Origin of the sequence: Empedobacter sp. UBA3475 (assembly GCF_002378465.1) — a bacterium.
Lineage (GTDB): Bacteria > Bacteroidota > Bacteroidia > Flavobacteriales > Weeksellaceae > Empedobacter > Empedobacter falsenii_B.
The window spans coordinates 146,672-163,412 of record NZ_DFRA01000068.1 but is presented as its reverse complement, the minus strand read 5'-3'; the positions used below and the strand labels follow the sequence as shown (position 1 = coordinate 163,412).

The window sequence follows — 16,741 nt, the reverse complement described above, 5'->3', positions numbered from 1 at the left end:
TTTTTACTGTAAATTGGAGTTATGCAACAGTTACCTATGTTGTGTGCAGTGTTATTTAACCGCTTTTTTATTTAGTTCTTCAATTTTATTCAAAATATCGACTTCTATTGCTCGTAATTTTGATGCTTCTTCATATTTCTGAAGTTTAATATTGCTAATTTTATCTTCAGTAATATTTACTAACTTTTCATTCAGTTCTTTAATTGTTAAATCTTTTGTTGTCAATTGGATTTGTTTTTTTGATTAAATATTCTTCTAAACCTAATCGTTCAAAACTGCTTTCAGTTGGAACTTTTATTGGGATTACAAAATGTGGATTTGAATTCCAATTGTGTTTTAAAAGGTTTTCTATTTTAGAAGAAAAATAACTGCCAAATCGATTACCAAAATGAGTAGTTTCACCAATGTAAATTACTTCGTCATTTTCGTCAATAAAAAGATAAATTCCTGAATCTCCACAAAATTGCCATTGATTTGGCCAAGAAAATTCTGTTTCTTCTCCTTCTTTGGGATATAAAACATATTTTTCTCCTATTTCAAATTTTTCCAAATCAGAGTTGCGATAAGTTTGTGAAAATTGCTCTATTAATTTTAACACCTCTGCTGTTCTCATTTTATTTTCTATTCCAATTAGCTCCGTTATCTCTTGAATAATATAAACCTTTATCTGTTGTTGCTAACAATTCTGAACCATTTAAGGCTAATGATTGAAAAGAACCTACTACAGAATTAGATAAAAATCTTCGATTCCAATTACTTCCATTGTCTTTAGAATAATATATTTCTTGTCCGTTTTTAGTAATGGCTAAAATTTCATGTCCAAAATCTAATAAATCTATAAAATCTCCTATTCCGGAATGAGATAAAAATTTTCGATTCCAATTAGTTCCATTATCTCTAGAGTAATCTAGTTCATTTTTTTTAGATGGATTAATTCTAATTAATTCATTTCCTCTTTGAATCATTTGGGGCATAATTTATAGTTTTTAATTTTTTATGTAAACTTAAAATGTTGTTATGTCAAAATATGTCGTTTTGAAATTATATTTATTAAATGTAGTTCTAACATTGCACACAACGTTTTGGGGCTTTGCGATGGTGGGGCAATCGAAGCACAAATCTTCAATTTTGTACAAAAGTTGAACCGAAGAACTATCGTTGAACTTTGCAGTTTCTCCCCACTATTGCAAAACCCTTGTTGGTGGCAGTTGTTTGTCTACTCGGTGTCATAGCCAAAAATTGTATTGCAAGATTTACAAATTCTGTTTGGTTTTTTAAGTCCAGATTTAGTTCCTTGTTGTCCACAAATTAAGCAAGGATGATTGTCGTCTGGTTGCTCAACAAAGTAACTTATGTAAACAGGAATTTTGAAAAAGTCAGAAAGTTGTTGTCTAATTTTTTCGCCTGCTAAGTTCAGTTTGCCTTTTTTGTAGTTTGTCAGTTCTTTATAAGCCTCTTTTTCAAAAAGCCCACTTTCAAGCCAGTTCAAATAAACTCTTTCGTGTTTTGTTTGCCAGTCCTCAAGTTTAATTTCTAAAGGTATTTTTGAATAAGGAACTTGTCCTAAACAGTTGTTGCAAATCAACTCGTCTGTGAATTGTAAAGAACGTCCTTGCAATATATAAAAATCAGACTTGTCGCAAGTACAATTTTGGACATTGTCTACTTCAACAATAATGTCCATTTCTTTAATTGTCTTCGGTTTGCCTGCAAGCAATTTGTCAAACTTGGAAGTCCAATATTCTTTTATTTCCGCATTTTTAGACCAATGCCTATACGAAAAAAGGTCTCTAAAAATAATAGTTAGTTCTAAAACATTTTCGTTTCGTCTTAATTCTCGTGGTTCTGAAAAAATTAAATTTTGTCTGTAAAGTGTGTTCGATAAACCGATAAAATCTTCGCCTGTCAACTTGTTGTCAGCAAGAGTTAAAAGAATTTTTGCAGGAATTGGTTTGTCTGTCATTGTCAAGTTTATTGCGGTGTCGTTTTACAATTGCCACCAACATTGTTTTTTCACGAAACTGATCTAGCTTTTGTTTCGTAAAAAATCACCTATATCTGCATTTCGTAAAATTAGAAGCAAATATAATTAATTTTTTGTAAATAAGATATTTATAAAAACAATATTCATGTATCACGAAATAATTTAATGTAGAATGTAATAATGAATGTATGGATAGCGAAACAAAGTATTCTTGCATCATTTTATTTTTACAATTTCAATTTCCTCCCACTTTTGTTCGTGTTTTCTTCGACCGTTCTTCGACGAGAATGCCGTTTTTCCGAAGATTCGTCGAACAATGGTCGAACAATGGTCGAACAAGACCAAAATTGACCAAAAATTCAACTTCTCTCTAGCTCTTATAAATAGGAGGTTAGCGAGGTTTTTATTTTGTTATATTACTATTATTGTGTAAAAAGCAACTGGACAAAAGTGGACAAATGCGGGCAGAGCAGGGCAAATGCGGGCACAAAATTGTGTTTTTGTAAATGGTGTTGTTTCTGTTGCTAACTTTATGAATATTAACAATAAAAACTTGCAATTATGGCAGAAATTAAAAAAGGAATCCTTGGTGGATTCTCAGGAAAAGTAGGAACTGTAGTAGGCGTTAATTGGCGCGGCAAAGACATTATCCGTAGTTTGCCAAAAAAATCTAAAAGCCAACCTACTGATTTGCAATTGATGCAACAAATCAAATTTAAGAAAATTATTGGTTTTTTGCAACCAATTCGTCTTATTCTTAATTTATATTTTGGGAATAGAGTCGGGCTAAAATCGCGCTACAACATCGCGACTTCTTATATGCTGAACAATGCATTGGAAATGGAGAATGGTTTACCTGTTATTGTATTAGAGCGTGTATTGGTGTCGAAAGGCGATTTGGTTGGCTTTTTACAACCTACGATAGAGACGGCAGGTGGGGATAGTTTCCAAATGAATTGGGAAGATAATTCTGGGCAAGGCAATGCGCAACCTTCGGATTTTGTGAATCTTGTTTGTTATTGCGAGGAACTAAATTCGTTCGAAGTGTTTCAGAATGTTGTAACTCGTGATTCTATGATTATAGATGTTACTTTACCAACGTATTACAATGGCAAAAAAGTGAATTTTTGGGCGTTTCTGAATAGTGAAACAAAGGCTATGGCGAGTACCAGTATTTATCTTGGCGAGTATATGGTTGTGTAAAGGTAGTAGTGAGGTAGTAGTAAAATGAAGTTCGTTGATTGGAGTGATTTTTCGGTACAATACTTTGTTTAACGGCGTAGAAGAGTGAAGAAGAATCGTATCGAAAATAGAATTTTATAGATGTTGTTCAAATTTATTTTGACCACATAGAAACATAGTTTTAGTTGTGATGGCTTGTAAAAATTAGTTGAAAATACGAATAGGTAGACTACTAATTGGAAAGCAAAATCATTTGGTTCTATGTTTCTATGTGGTATTTTTTTTGCAAAGTGAATATGTGTTTTTTTTTCATCTTTATGTTTGGTGTAAAATTCTGGGAGAACCTTGCTTGTATTTATGGTTTTAATCCTAAAACTGTTCAACGATACATTGGTTTATTGTCGAACATAATCGATTTGAGTACTCTACAAAAAGTAGGGTGATAGCTAGATTTCGTGTAAAGGAATATTGTTTGTTTGGTAAATATTTGGTTATTAAGTATTTATTTTATAAATTAGTACATCTTAACATCAACTAAATATATGAAAAATGATTTATTTTTACAAAACGATGGAGAGGCATTAAAGGATATGAAGCTCCTGCTGATAGAATTCCAAAAAACTTTTCTACTATTAGAAGAAAATCAGAAATTCTATGATAACGCAGACCTAAAAAGTTTGCTTAACGTGAGTGACAAAACGTTGTATAGGATGAGGAAAACGAATAAGATTCCTTATATAAAATTTGGAAATAAATTTTATTATCCAAAACAGTTCTTTAACCAAATGGCTCTTTGATAAGAGCTTTTTTTGTGGGGTGTTGGGAGTGGTTGAGATTTTGTATATTGGAATGTTGTTGAATGAAATATAGAAATGACAACTTTTTTGTAAAACAGGTTTTGTTTATTCTTGTAAAGAAATATTGTTAAGTTTAATTTTGTAAAATGACCCTGACTGATAGTATTGGAAAAATTATAACCGAAATAAAATATTGTTATAACCCAGAAAATAAATATGGATTACAGGAGTTTGAGTCTTTTATAAAAATTGATAATGATAAACTAATTCAAATTCCTTACTTTCCAACAGAAGAATGGAATGAAAGTGAAACTTTAAAAAAGTTTGAATTAGCAAGGAAAGTTGAATCTAAACCAATAGAATTAATTTTAAATTTAAAAATCATTAATTATCATTTTAAATATTTCGAAAATGAACTTGATGAAATGGAGAAAGCAATAATTGAGCTTGAAAATGGACTATATATTACTGAGAAAATGGACCATTTGGATTAACTGATGTTGATTTGCATAGTATGCATACAATAGAATTTCTAAAATTAAAGGAAAATATTGAATCAGAATTTGAAATAAAACCTTTAATAATTCAATAATAATATCACTATAGCTAATATTTATTAATAAAAGCTGGTATAGTTTTTAAATAGAAAAAATATAGTAATACTCAAAAAGCTTCTAAATCACTAAAGATTTAGAAGCTTTTATTGGTTTTATAGTATTGATATTCAGGATTGAATTGAGGGTGATTTTAACCTCTAAAATGTCCTACCCATTCTTTGAATTTACCAAATTGTTCTAATAGAAAAGATTCTTTTTCTTCTTCCTCTTGAGGAGAATCTGATCCAATAGGTAGAATATGTTCAAAATAAGTTCCTTTTAAAACTTTATTCAATAAACCTTCACCCATAAATGGTTTATCATCGTTCAACGTTTTAGTTGCTTTTAATAAATGACGAATGTCGTATTGTAATGGATTAATGTCTGGAACTTGCTTATTTAAATTAAGTAATTCATAAACTGCAATACGTGCGGTACGAACAGAACTTTCCATTGTGAAAACTACATCGTTATTGGTTTCTACAAATTGACCAACTAAACCTAGATTCTTACACTCAGCTGGAACTACTTGTGGGCGATCTCCTTTTGCTCTAGGCATAAACATAGATGTGATGTAAGGCATATAAGCAGAACGAGTGATTGTATTCTCAATAACGTCATCTATTTGGTCTTCAATTCCTAAATGATAACATAATTCTGTTAGGATTTCGTTTCCTGTACAAGTAGGCATTGTTTTCTTGATGTAGTTTCCTTCTTTATCCATAAATAATGCATAAACCCAAAGAACTAAAATATCATCTGGTTGTGTAGGAAAATGTGGTTGACGATTACAAGTAAAACTCATTAACCAATTAGAATCTGTAATGGTAATAATTCCGCCTGTAACAGTTTGACCTGAATATGGATCATTAACAGAATATTCTTTTAGTTTTTCTACTAATGCAGAAGGTTTACAAGTTAAAGTAACAGATTCCCATGAAGATTTTTCAATATTCCCACAAAATTTTTCTGGACGACCAAAAATAGGAGATTTAGCAGAAAGGTTTTTCCATAGTTTCCACCCTGCACTTTGACCACTTGTATTATTATCTATCGCTATGACTGGAGCTGTTGTATTATCTCCATACGCAGTATCTTCGGTCATGGAACCAGTAGTTACAATAACATAATCATTCGGTGTGACAGGAATAATTACATCTTGTCCATCTTGTTCTGTTATAATTCCTTTGACTACTTTTCCTTCTGTATTAATTAATAAATCTAAATCTTTAACCAGTGTATTTAACTGAATTTTTACTCCTTTTTCTTTTAACCATTTACCTAATGGCGTAACAAAAGTGTCGTATTGATTGTATTTAGGAAATACCAATGAAGAAAGATCATTTAAACCATCAATCGCATGTAAAAAGCGATGCATATATAATTTGAACTCTAGTAAACTATGCCAATTTTCAAAGGCAAACATTGTACGCCAAAATGTCCAGAAATTACTTTCTAAGAATGATTGATTAAAATAATCTTCAATCGTTATGTCGTCCAATTCTTCTTTTTTCTTCAACAAAAGTTTGATAATAGCTAATTGATCTTTCTTATTCAAACCAAATTTACTAAAGTCTTTTACTTTCCCTTTTTCATGAATTAAACGTGCAATAGAATAATTAGAATCATTATCATTTACTAATCTATATTCGTCTAAAACGCTATAAGGTTCTGGCAACTCTAATGCAGGAATGTCTTGGAAGATGTCCCATAAATTCTCGTAAGTACAATCCATTTCTCGACCTCCTCGAATTATGTAACCATCTTTTGCATTTCCAGCTCCATCTAACGAACCTCCTTCGACCTGAAGTTGTTCTATAAATGTGATATTCTCTGGAGTGAAATGTCCGTCTCTAATAAAATAATAAGCAGTAGCTAAACCTGCAATACCACTTCCTACAATAAATACCTTACTGTCCTTATAAGATTTTGTAGGAATTCCTTTATTGCGTTGGTAATTTCCTATTTGATCAGAGAAAGGATAAGATTTTTCTGGAGTGTTTCTTGGTGTTTCTTTACTCGCATCTGGTTGATGATCAATATTTCCGTAGATAGTAGAATGATTTAAAACGTTGTCAAATTTTGAAGTAACTTTATTCATAATTATTTATTTTAAGATTCTAGAATAAAATTACGCTTTATTATTTTTCTAAAGTATCCCGAAATTCGTCATTTGTATCCCAAATTTCTTTTTTTATATATGTTGTTGTTTTCTATATTGTTGAGGTGAAATAGAAGTGTATTTTTTAAAAAACCGACCAAAAGATGAAGAAGAGTTGAAACCTAGATCTAATGCTATTTGGACAATTGTTTTCTCTGAATAACCAAGCAAAACATACGCTTCTTTTAATAAATATTCGTCAATAATAACATGTGGAGTTTTCTTAGTTGCTTTTTTTACAAGGTGAATCAAATATTTATTTGTAATAAATAATTGATCTGCATAAAACTGTACGTCTTTGTGAGCGATAACATTTTCTTGTACAAGTTGTGTAAACTTACAAAATAGAGTGTTGATTTCGCGAGAATGATTTTTATTTTCTTTTGAATATTGTTCAGCAATTATAGAGGCAGATTCAAGTAGTAAAGTAAAAATAATAGATCGAATAATATCTTCTAAGAACAAAACATTTCTTTCTCGTTGCTCTTGAAGATAATTGATTAACATAAAAAGATGATTCGCTTCTTTTTTATTTGCCTTACAAACTGTAAAGTTTTGATGTGTAAACAAATTAAGTTTATCAATAAAGAAAGGATTAGAAATGTTTTTAAGGAGAAAGTTTTTCTCAAAAAATAACAATTTCATTCTGAAATTAGAGCTAGTATCTAGAATTTTCAAAACAGTAGAAGGAGCAGAAATTAAGAATTCATTTTGAGTAATACAATATTTCTGAGAATCTATCTCAACTTCTATTGAGCCAGATAAACAAATACAAAATGCATAAAAGTCGATTCGAAATGATCTTTCAGGAAACGCAAAAATTGGATTTCCTGATGAGATATAATATAGTTTATTACAATTTACGCCATAAAAAGACAAGGTCTCTTTTAGATTTTCATAGTTTTTCATGCTTGAAAATAATAGTTGGTTAGATCGTTTTTTAGGGTAGTAGAATTGATAAAGCTAAAATAAGAATTGTTCAGCAAGTAATTAAATACAATAAGTTATTTTAACTGTATTCTAATGTAGAAGTTATTTTCATATCAACTTAGTAACTCTTAAATAAGAAATTTCATTAATAGAATCAATGAAATATCGGCTAACAATGTTGAATGATGTAGTAATTTTTTGTAACAAGTAATACTTTTGGATTGTGTAGTTTGTTTCGGTTAAGATAAATTACCTTTGCAAAAAATCCGTTATGTTTTCTGCCATTAATAAAAAATTAAATTCAGATCCCGTTTATAATCTCCATTTTATTTTAATGTGTTTGAGTTCGTTGTTGTTTTCAGCGAGTTTTAATATGATGATTCCCGAGCTACCTGCTTATTTAAGCAGCATGGGAGGAGCAGAATACAAAGGATTTATTATTGCATTATTTACCTTGACAGCGGGAATTTCGAGACCTTTTAGTGGAAAATTAACCGATAAAGTGGGGCGGGTACCTATTATGGCAGTCGGTTCTATTGTCTGTTTTGTGTGCGGAATTTTATATCCTGTTTTAACAACCGTTTCAGGTTTTTTATTTTTGAGATTGGTACACGGCTTTTCGACAGGTTTCAAACCCACTGCAACAGCAGCTTATATTGCAGATATTATTCCGCGCGAACGTTGGGGCGAAGCATTGGGCTTGCACGGAATTTGTTTCAGTATCGGAATGGCAATTGGACCTGCATTGGGAAGTACAATTACATTATATACATCGATTAATGTGATGTTTTTTACGTCTTCGTTTTTCGCATTATTATCGATATTGATTTTATTCAATATGAAAGAGACCTTGCAAAATAAACAGAAATTTTCGTTCGGATTACTAAAGATTTCGAAGCAAGATGTTTTTGCAAAAGAAGCTTTGCCAGCGGCATTGATTACGTTTCTTTCGTATGTTGCTTATGGTTCTATATTGACATTAATTCCAGATTGGACCGAACATTTAGGTTTTCAAAATAAAGGCGTTTTCTTTATCGTATTTACAATATCATCTATGATGGTTCTTTTCTTTGCAGGTAAGATATCTGACCAAAAAGGGCGTGTGTTGGTGATAAAATTAGGCTTAGTTTTATTGATTATTGCATTGGTACTTTTGGCTTCTATTGATGCAAAAATAGGGTTGATTTTAGGAGGTTTGATGTATGGCATTTCAACCGGAATTCTTTCTCCTGCACTAAATGCATGGACAATAGATTTTAGCAAACCTGATGAACGTGGAAAGGCAATGGCAACGATGTATATTGCGTTGGAAGCGGGGATAGGATTTGGAGCATTGTGCGCGGGTTGGTATTTTCAGGATTATTTGGATCGTATTCCGATGGTGATTTATGTTTCGGCATTTATTTGTCTTTTGGGAACCATTTACATGCTGAAATTTAAGAATAAGCCTCAAACAATTTAATTGAAAGAAATGAAAGCAGAATTATATCAATTTATAGCACAACAAATCGACGATAAGATAACGTATTTGAATGGTTTGATTGACGATTTACGTGCTTCAAACAACGATACTAAAAGTAGTATGGGTGATAAGTATGAAACGTCGCGCGAAATGATGCAACAGGAAATTACTCGAATTCAAAATCAATTGAATGAAGTTTTAATTCAGCAAGACGTGTTTTCTAAAATAAAAATTGTGGAGAACAAAACCATTGGTTTAGGTAGTTATGTTGAAACTACGATGGGAAATTTCTGTATGGCGTGTAGTTTTGGGGAAATTATTTTCGAGAATAAAAAGATATTTGTCCTATCAACTCAAACTCCTTTGGCTAGAATCTTGGTTGGAAAATCGGAACAAGATACTTTCGAAATGAATGGAAAGTCGTTTCAGATTATGAAAGTTGATTGATAATTTTGAATGAAAATATGTGAACAATATCCCCTTGAGGAGATTATAGAGGTGTTTTTTTGAATGCTAAATTTAACGGAATTTAGCCTGACCATAAATAAAAATATATCTTTTAAGGATGTCGTAAAGAAGTCAAAATCAAAAATAAAAAAAGGACGTAGTTGCGGTACGTCCTTTCTAATTGAAAAGTATGTATTAGAATTGTGCGGCTTCCGTACTTTCGGCCATAGCTGTAGTAGATGAAATGCCTTGTTGCACTGTGTTTTGTACGTAATCGAAATATTGTGTTCCTACAAAAGATTGGTGTTTTACAGCTGCAAAACCTTCTTCTTGTAACGCAAATTCTTTTTCTTGTAATGCCGAATATCCCGCCATTCCTTTGGCTTTGTATGCACGTGATAACTCGAACATAGAGGTATTCATCGCATGGAAACCTGCTAAAGTGATGAATTGGAATTTGTATCCCATTTCAGCTAAATCTTCGCGAAATGTTTCCATTTGAGCTTCTGTTAAATGTTTTGCCCAATTAAATGAAGGCGAACAATTATAGGCTAACATCTGATTTGGATATTTTTCTCGAATCGCTTGTGCAAATTCTCTTGCCATTCCAAGATCTGGATTAGATGTTTCCATCCAAATTAAATCAGCATAAGGCGCATAGCTTAAGCCTCGATTAATTCCTTGTTCCAAACCATTTCTCACATTGTAAAAACCTTCAGAAGTTCTACTTCCTTGGATGATAAAAGGTTGATCTCTTTCGTCAATATCCGAAGTAATCAAATTCGCAGCTTCTGCATCAGTTCTTGCAACCAATAGAGTAGGAACGCCGCAAACATCTGCTGCTAAACGAGCTGCAACCAATTTGTTAATTGCTTCTTGTGTTGGAACTAAAACTTTTCCTCCAAGATGACCACATTTTTTGGCTGATGACAATTGATCTTCGAAATGAACGCCAGCAGCACCAGCTTCTATCATTTGTTTCATCAATTCATAAGCATTCAAGTTTCCTCCAAATCCAGCTTCTGCATCGGCAACAATTGGTACCATATAATCAATGTTTCCCTGTTCGGTAACAGATTGTATTTCATCGCGACGACGCAACGCATTGTTAATACGTTTTATCACCATTGGAACCGAATTGGCTGGATACAATGATTGATCTGGATACATTTCTGCCGAAAGATTTGCATCTGCAGCAACTTGCCATCCCGAAAGATAGATTGCATCTAAACCAGCTTGCACTTCTTGTATGGCTTGATTACCATTCAAAGCGCCTAAACCCGCCATAAATGGCTTCGAATTTAAACCTTCCCAAAGTTTCTTAGCACCTAATCTTGCTAAAGTGTAATCGATGTCCAAAGAACCTCTTAATCGAATTACATCTTCTGCTGAATAAGGACGAACAATGTCTGTCCAACGAGGATTAGTTTCCCAATCCTGTCGAATCTTCTGAATTCTTTCTTGATTGCTCATAATTGTGTTTTTTGTGTTTTGTTTATGAATGTGTGTTGTGTGTGTATTTCTTTTTGAGTGTGTCTGGTTATAAGGGCTTAATCAATATACTTATAGGCTTCTAATGTTAAAAATTCGGTAAACTTGTGCGATAAAACTAATTCGTCAAAGATTGAAATAGCTTCTTCAAATCTTCCGTTCAAATAGTTTTCCTCACCAACTAATTTTTTTATTTTTTGAACCTCTTCGGCTCTTAATTTTTTGTATTTGTCACTGTTAAATTCGCATCCGTTTTCTAACGTAATCAATTGGCTTAACCATTGCCAAACCTGCGTACGAGAGATTTCTGCTGTTGCTGCGTCTTCCATTAAGTTATATAAAGCTGCGGCACCTTTTTCAGATAACCAACTTTCGATGTATAAAATTCCGACATTAATATTGTCTCGAATTCCTTGTTCTGTAACTGTTCCTTTTGGCAATTCTAACAAAGCCTCGGCAGTTGTTACAACATCTTCTCGCTTATTGGCAATTTGATTAGCTTGTGGCATATATTCGTCAAAAATGTCTTTTGCGACTTTTACCAAGGCAGGATGCGCAACCCACGTTCCATCGTGTCCATTTTTTACTTCGCGAAGTTTATCATTCTTCACTTTTTCAAAGGCAATTTCATTGGCTTTTTCATCATTCTTAATCGGAATTTGAGCAGCCATTCCACCAATTGCATGTATGTTTCGTTTATGACAACGTTGAATAACTGCTTGCGAATATGCAGCCATAAAAGGCGAAGTCATCGTAACTTGAGAACGATCTGGAACAATAAAATTTGGGTGTTTCTTAAATTTTTTGATATAAGAAAATATATAATCCCAACGACCGCAGTTAAGGCCTGCGATGTGGTCTTTTAATTCGTAAATAATTTCATCTAACTGAAAAGAGGCTGTTATAGTTTCGATCAAAACTGTAGCTTTAATCGTAGCTTGTGGAATGTTTAAATAATTTTGTGCAAAAACAAAAACATCGTTCCACCAGCGTGCTTCTAGGTGATGTTCTAATTTAGGAAGATAGAAATAAGGCCCACTTTGCTTGGAAAGTAACGTGTGTGCATTATGGAAAAAATATAAACCAAAGTCAAATAGTGAGCCTGATATTTCTTGTTTATCTATTATGATATTCTTTTCATTCAAATGTAAACCTCTCGGTCTTACAAGCAAGACAGCAGTTTTTTCGTTTAATTGATACTTTTTTCCATTATTTTCGAATGAAATAGTACCATTTACTGCATCTCTTAAATTTTGTTGCCCTTGAAGATTGTTATCCCACGTTGGAGAATTACTATCTTCAAAATCGGCCATAAATGTTTTAGCGCCAGAATTTAACGCGTTAATTACCATTTTGCGGTCAACTGGACCAGTTATTTCAACGCGTCTGTCTTGTAAATCAGCTGGAATAGGAGCTGCTGTCCAATCGCCATTTCTGATTTCCTTTGTTTCTGACAAAAAAGTTGGAAAATTCCCCAAATCAAAAAAGATTTGTCTTTCTTGTCGATTCGCCAAAAGTTCTAAACGTCTTTCGTTGAAATTTTTGTGTAAAGCTGTTAAAAATTTAACTGCTTCGGTGGTCAAAACATCTGGATAACTATCCAGCTTATTCTGCGATAATTTTAATTCACTTGTAATAGTATCCATTTTTTGTGTTTTTGTTGTAATTTTGGTTTTGGTTATTCGAGCGGAATTTTACTTCCAGCGCCAGCGAACGTTCGCTAAATTATAAAAATTCGTTTACATTTACCAAATATTTTTGAAAAAATTATGCAAGAAGAATACATTAAATTAATTTTTGGGTTAAAACTAAAACAAGTAAGAACGGCTAAGGATTTGTCATTGTTTAAGTTATCTAAGTTAACTGGTCTTTCGAAATCGTATTTGAATGAGATCGAAAAAGGTAAAAAATATCCAAAAACTGATAAAATTGTTGCTCTTGCCGAAGCGTTGGAAATTCCTTACGATGAGATAGTTTCATTAAAATTAGATAAAAATTTAGCACCAGTCGCTGAGATTCTACAATCAAATTTATTGCAAGAAATTCCTTTGGAACTCTTCGGAATTGAAGAAAGAGATTTAATTGAGATCATTTCTAACGCCCCAATGAAGGTAAATGCATTTATTTCTACGTTGATTGAAATAGGTAATAATTACAATCTTACACGCGAAAGTTTTTTCTTGGCTTCGTTGAGGTCTTTTCAGGAAGCAAATGATAATTATTTTCCTGAAATTGAGAAATCGGCAAAGAGTTTTTTACAAGAATATTTGATTGAATCAGAAGATTTTGTGAAAAATGAAACGATGGAGGAAATTCTGAAAGAGGAATATAATTATACCATTCTTTATGAAGATTTCACTTCTTTAGGAGGAAAGGATTTAGCGAAATTGCGTTCTATTTTTATCAAAGAGAAAAAACTTTTGTATATCAATATCAATTCTGACAATGATCAAAAACGATTTATTTTAGCGAAAGAATTAGGCTATAATTACCTTGATTTGAAGGAACGTTTGTATACATTTTCGTGGGCAAGTTTTGATAATTTTGATCAATTGTTAAACAATTTTTATGCATCTTATTTTGCTGGAGCTTTGTTGTTACCAGAAGAAAAACTGTTGAAGGATATGCAGAATTTGTTTGCTATAGAGCATCATGATTTGTCTAAATTTCAAGAAATTCTTGGAAAATATACCGAATCACCTGAAACGGTTTATCAACGAATGACAAATTTGTTACCCAAACATTTTAATATTCGTGATTTGTTTTTCTTGCGTTTGTCAGCAAAAGTTGGTTCAAATTCATATAAATTAACGAAAGAACTTCATCTTAATCAACAACAATCGCCACAAGCAAATGAAACGGATGAGCATTATTGTCGTCGTTGGGTTTCGTTAAATGTTTTGAAAGAATTGGAAAAACATCAAGATGATCATCATGAGATTTCTGCACAAATTTCGTTGTATCCGTTCAATAATAATCAAAAATATTATGTAATTTCTTCTGCAACGAAAGATCCATTCAATCCAAATTATTTACGAAGCGTAACGATTGGTGTATTGTATAAATCAGCTCAACGTAAAGTGAAATTTATGAATGACCCATCAATTCCTGTAAAAGAAGTTGCGGTTACGTGTGAAAATTGTGGTATGAAAGACTGTGCAGAACGTGTTGCTGAACCAATTCGTTTTGAAAAAGATATCCGAAATAAACGATTAAATGTTACGATTAATGATTTTATAAAAGAGCAGAGTAAGTAATATTATCTACCGTAAAATATAAAGGAAAACTTAAATCAAGTTTTCCTTTTTTTATATTTAATCTAAATATTCTAATCTATTTTCAATTAATATTACATGATGTTGAAGCGAAAATGTGTTTCCTCTTTCTATGGTTGTGCAATCAAAATTACGGAATTGTAATTCGTTGAATAATGTTTTGACATAACATCTTCTTGCAGAATTCCAAGAACTGTTTCCTACATTTTGATTAAAGCGTTCGACTAATTCGTTGTCAGTTAATTCACGAAATAATACGACAAATTCATTTTTTAGATTTTCCATTGTTTCAATTTTTAATGATAAAAACTACAGGATAGAGTGGAGAATAACCTTTTATTTTAGCGTTTGCCCTCATTTTATACCATCGTAGCGCGGTTTTGGCTCGGTTGGTGTTCTGATTTTTCAGAAACTCCTGATGATTGATAGAGTAAATATAGAAATGAATTTTTAAAACAAAAAAAGGAACTCAAAAAAAGTTCCTATTCAATATTTTTATTCGCTTAATTCTAACCAACGAAATTCTTTTTCTTCTAATTCGTCTACAATTTTTTGTAGTTCATCTCCAATAGTTGCGATTTTATCGTACCCTAAATTTGGGTCGGAAAGTAAATTCGTTAATTCTTCTTTTTTGGCTTCAAGAATTGGTAAAGATTTATTAATTTCTTCTAATTCTCGTTGTTCTTTAAACGATAATTTTTTTGGTTTTGTCTCTACATTTTTCTCTTTCGATTCAACTTTTTCCTGAATAACGATTTCTTTTTCAGCTTTTTTATCTTCTGACTCAGGTTTATTTTTATTTTCGATATGATATTCGGTATACGTTCCCATATAACGAGAAACTTTCCCTTCGCCTTCGAAAATCATTAATTCATCAACCACTTTATCCATAAAATATCTATCGTGGGAAACAACTAATAAACAGCCTTGATATTCTTCTAAGAAACTTTCAAGAACCGTCAAAGTTGGTAAATCTAAATCGTTTGTTGGCTCATCGAGAATCAAAAAGTTAGGATTTTTATACAAAATTGCTAATAATTGCAGACGTTTTTTCTCTCCGCCACTCAACTTTGAGATAAAAGTATGTTGTTGTTCTGGCGTAAACAAAAACATTTCTAAGAATTGCTCTGCACGCATTTCTTTTCCATTTGCAAGCGGGAAAAAATCGGCAATATCTTTCACAAACTCAATGACACGTTCATCTTCTTTAAAATCAATTCCATCTTGTTTGAAATGTCCAATATTTAAGGTTTCTCCACGTTCAATTGTTCCAGAATCCATAGTTTCGATTCCTTCTAACATTTTTAGGAAAGTCGTTTTACCAACTCCATTTTTTCCAACTAAACCAATTTTTCCACCACGAGCGAAAATATATGAGAAATCATCTAAAATTTTCTTTTGACCAAATGCTTTCGAAACATGTTCCATTTCGATGATTTTTTGACCCAAACGCGTCATTACCATCTCTAATTTTACTTGTTGATCGACAATTTTATGTTTAGCTACTTTTTCAGTATCATAAAACGCATCAATACGAGATTTAGACTTTGTTGTACGCGCTTGTGGTTGACGACGCATCCACTCAATCTCTTTACGATAAAGGTTTTTCGCTTTGTCAATTGTTGCATTTTGATTTTCGATACGCAATGCTTTGTTCGTAATATAAGTTTCGTAATTTCCCGAATGTACATACAATGTTTTGTCCTCCATTTCGAGAATTTTGGTACAAATTGCATCTAAGAAATAACGATCGTGCGTAACCAAAATCAATGTTTTGTTTTCTTTGTTCAAGAAATATTCAAGCCATTCCACCATTTCAATATCTAAGTGGTTGGTAGGCTCATCTAAAATTAAAAGAACGTAACCTTTCTCAAAACTTAAATCAATCAAAAATTTTGCTAAAGAAATACGTTTGCGCTGACCACCAGAAAGTTTTCCAATTTTTTGATCCAAGAAATCAATTTTCAATTTTGATAAAATTTCCTTGATTGTTGGTTCAACTTTCCATGCATCTAAAACATCCATTTTTCCCATTAAATCAATTAAATCAGGATTTGTTGGATCATTTTCGATCATGTTTTCATATTGACGAACAACATCTAAAACTTCATTCGAATGATTGAAAATATATTCTTCACTTTTTAAATTTTCGTCAAAATCATCACTTTGATCCAACATCAATATTTTTACACCTTTCCCAGGACGAACCTCGCCAGAGTCGGGAGTTTCTAAGCCTGCTAAGATTTTTAGTAAAGTTGATTTTCCACTTCCATTTTTTGCAACAAATGCAATTTGATCGCCTTCGTTTACATGAAAATTTACATCTTTAAATAAAGTTTGGATTCCGTATGATTTGGTTAGATTTTCAACTGTAAGAAAATTCATGGTTTATTATCTGTTTTGTAAGTTAAAAAAG

The 16,741-nt window shown here is 32.0% G+C and carries 16 protein-coding genes and 1 riboswitch; of the genes, 6 read left to right on the top strand and 10 right to left on the bottom strand.

Features of this window, described 5'->3' with window-relative positions:
* Positions 1-51 precede the first annotated feature (51 nt).
* The 4 genes from B3I31_RS14540 to B3I31_RS14525 all read right to left on the bottom strand — a co-directional run bounded on the left by B3I31_RS14540 (position 52) and on the right by B3I31_RS14525 (position 1,963).
* The gene (locus B3I31_RS14540) at positions 52-225 is read right to left on the bottom strand and encodes a hypothetical protein (protein WP_291060182.1); all 174 of its coding nucleotides are present in this window, start codon (positions 223-225) and stop codon (positions 52-54) included.
* A complete protein-coding gene (locus tag B3I31_RS14535; protein ID WP_291060184.1) occupies positions 200-613 on the bottom strand; it encodes a GIY-YIG nuclease family protein in 414 nt (137 codons plus the stop codon). The genes B3I31_RS14540 and B3I31_RS14535 overlap by 26 nt, the downstream gene beginning before the upstream one ends.
* Position 614: 1 nt before the next feature.
* Positions 615-974 (bottom strand): WD40/YVTN/BNR-like repeat-containing protein, encoded by a 360-nt coding sequence (locus B3I31_RS14530; RefSeq protein ID WP_291060186.1) that lies wholly within the window; start codon positions 972-974, stop codon positions 615-617.
* A gap of 242 nt (positions 975-1,216) precedes the next feature.
* Positions 1,217-1,963 (bottom strand): DUF2310 family Zn-ribbon-containing protein, encoded by a 747-nt coding sequence (locus B3I31_RS14525; protein WP_291060188.1) that lies wholly within the window; start codon positions 1,961-1,963, stop codon positions 1,217-1,219.
* 582 nt (positions 1,964-2,545) lie between these two features.
* Between B3I31_RS14525 and B3I31_RS14520 the strand changes: the two genes are divergently transcribed.
* From B3I31_RS14520 to B3I31_RS14510, 3 genes are all read left to right on the top strand, one after another.
* A complete protein-coding gene (locus B3I31_RS14520; RefSeq protein ID WP_115001161.1) occupies positions 2,546-3,187 on the top strand; it encodes a DUF6266 family protein in 642 nt (213 codons plus the stop codon).
* A 521-nt stretch (positions 3,188-3,708) separates the two neighbouring features.
* Positions 3,709-3,963, top strand: a complete 255-nt coding sequence (locus tag B3I31_RS14515; protein ID WP_312067372.1) for a helix-turn-helix domain-containing protein — start codon at positions 3,709-3,711, stop codon at positions 3,961-3,963.
* Between the two features lie 146 nt (positions 3,964-4,109).
* Positions 4,110-4,457 carry a hypothetical protein gene (locus B3I31_RS14510; RefSeq protein ID WP_125349230.1) on the top strand — a complete coding sequence of 116 codons (348 nt, stop codon included), beginning with the start codon at positions 4,110-4,112 and terminating at the stop codon, positions 4,455-4,457.
* 253 nt (positions 4,458-4,710) lie between these two features.
* Here B3I31_RS14510 and B3I31_RS14505 read toward each other — a convergent pair whose 3' ends face one another.
* Both B3I31_RS14505 and B3I31_RS14500 read right to left on the bottom strand, forming a co-directional pair.
* The gene (locus B3I31_RS14505; RefSeq protein ID WP_291060190.1) at positions 4,711-6,660 is read right to left on the bottom strand and encodes an oleate hydratase; all 1,950 of its coding nucleotides are present in this window, start codon (positions 6,658-6,660) and stop codon (positions 4,711-4,713) included.
* Positions 6,661-6,753: 93 nt separating this feature from the next.
* On the bottom strand, positions 6,754-7,629 hold the full coding sequence (locus tag B3I31_RS14500; RefSeq protein WP_286485602.1) for an AraC family transcriptional regulator: 876 nt from the start codon (positions 7,627-7,629) through the stop codon (positions 6,754-6,756).
* A 292-nt stretch (positions 7,630-7,921) separates the two neighbouring features.
* Between B3I31_RS14500 and B3I31_RS14495 the strand changes: the two genes are divergently transcribed.
* Together B3I31_RS14495 and B3I31_RS14490 are read left to right on the top strand one after the other, a co-directional pair.
* Entirely contained in the window at positions 7,922-9,112 is a 1,191-nt protein-coding gene (locus tag B3I31_RS14495) for an MFS transporter (RefSeq protein ID WP_291060193.1), read from the top strand.
* A 9-nt stretch (positions 9,113-9,121) separates the two neighbouring features.
* A complete protein-coding gene (locus B3I31_RS14490; RefSeq protein ID WP_291071504.1) occupies positions 9,122-9,559 on the top strand; it encodes a hypothetical protein in 438 nt (145 codons plus the stop codon).
* 195 nt (positions 9,560-9,754) lie between these two features.
* Here B3I31_RS14490 and aceA read toward each other — a convergent pair whose 3' ends face one another.
* Positions 9,755-11,032 carry an isocitrate lyase gene (gene aceA / locus B3I31_RS14485; protein ID WP_257468114.1) on the bottom strand — a complete coding sequence of 426 codons (1,278 nt, stop codon included), beginning with the start codon at positions 11,030-11,032 and terminating at the stop codon, positions 9,755-9,757.
* Positions 11,033-11,109: 77 nt separating this feature from the next.
* Complete coding sequence (aceB, locus tag B3I31_RS14480) at positions 11,110-12,696, bottom strand: malate synthase A (protein WP_291071502.1); 1,587 nt, start codon at positions 12,694-12,696, stop codon at positions 11,110-11,112.
* A 123-nt stretch (positions 12,697-12,819) separates the two neighbouring features.
* Between aceB and B3I31_RS14475 the strand changes: the two genes are divergently transcribed.
* Positions 12,820-14,307 carry a helix-turn-helix domain-containing protein gene (locus B3I31_RS14475; RefSeq protein ID WP_038337038.1) on the top strand — a complete coding sequence of 496 codons (1,488 nt, stop codon included), beginning with the start codon at positions 12,820-12,822 and terminating at the stop codon, positions 14,305-14,307.
* A gap of 57 nt (positions 14,308-14,364) precedes the next feature.
* Here the strand turns inward: B3I31_RS14475 and B3I31_RS14470 are convergent, their stop codons facing one another.
* Positions 14,365-14,610 carry a hypothetical protein gene (locus B3I31_RS14470; protein ID WP_291060199.1) on the bottom strand — a complete coding sequence of 82 codons (246 nt, stop codon included), beginning with the start codon at positions 14,608-14,610 and terminating at the stop codon, positions 14,365-14,367.
* 42 nt (positions 14,611-14,652) lie between these two features.
* Positions 14,653-14,752, bottom strand: a riboswitch (SAM-I-IV-variant riboswitch).
* Between the two features lie 68 nt (positions 14,753-14,820).
* Entirely contained in the window at positions 14,821-16,710 is a 1,890-nt protein-coding gene (locus tag B3I31_RS14465) for an ABC-F family ATP-binding cassette domain-containing protein (RefSeq protein ID WP_291088192.1), read from the bottom strand.
* Positions 16,711-16,741: the final 31 nt, after the last annotated feature.

Coding starts and splice junctions, on each gene's coding strand:
- B3I31_RS14535 (WP_291060184.1), bottom strand. CDS start 613: ATGAGAACAGCAGAGGTGTTAAAATTAATAGAGCAATTTTCACAAACT.
- aceB (WP_291071502.1), bottom strand. CDS start 12,696: ATGGATACTATTACAAGTGAATTAAAATTATCGCAGAATAAGCTGGAT.
- aceA (WP_257468114.1), bottom strand. CDS start 11,032: ATGAGCAATCAAGAAAGAATTCAGAAGATTCGACAGGATTGGGAAACT.
- B3I31_RS14525 (WP_291060188.1), bottom strand. CDS start 1,963: ATGACAGACAAACCAATTCCTGCAAAAATTCTTTTAACTCTTGCTGAC.
- B3I31_RS14520 (WP_115001161.1), top strand. CDS start 2,546: ATGGCAGAAATTAAAAAAGGAATCCTTGGTGGATTCTCAGGAAAAGTA.
- B3I31_RS14510 (WP_125349230.1), top strand. CDS start 4,110: ATGACCCTGACTGATAGTATTGGAAAAATTATAACCGAAATAAAATAT.
- B3I31_RS14515 (WP_312067372.1), top strand. CDS start 3,709: ATGAAAAATGATTTATTTTTACAAAACGATGGAGAGGCATTAAAGGAT.
- B3I31_RS14475 (WP_038337038.1), top strand. CDS start 12,820: ATGCAAGAAGAATACATTAAATTAATTTTTGGGTTAAAACTAAAACAA.
- B3I31_RS14465 (WP_291088192.1), bottom strand. CDS start 16,710: ATGAATTTTCTTACAGTTGAAAATCTAACCAAATCATACGGAATCCAA.
- B3I31_RS14505 (WP_291060190.1), bottom strand. CDS start 6,660: ATGAATAAAGTTACTTCAAAATTTGACAACGTTTTAAATCATTCTACT.
- B3I31_RS14500 (WP_286485602.1), bottom strand. CDS start 7,629: ATGAAAAACTATGAAAATCTAAAAGAGACCTTGTCTTTTTATGGCGTA.
- B3I31_RS14490 (WP_291071504.1), top strand. CDS start 9,122: ATGAAAGCAGAATTATATCAATTTATAGCACAACAAATCGACGATAAG.
- B3I31_RS14530 (WP_291060186.1), bottom strand. CDS start 974: ATGCCCCAAATGATTCAAAGAGGAAATGAATTAATTAGAATTAATCCA.
- B3I31_RS14495 (WP_291060193.1), top strand. CDS start 7,922: ATGTTTTCTGCCATTAATAAAAAATTAAATTCAGATCCCGTTTATAAT.
- B3I31_RS14470 (WP_291060199.1), bottom strand. CDS start 14,610: ATGGAAAATCTAAAAAATGAATTTGTCGTATTATTTCGTGAATTAACT.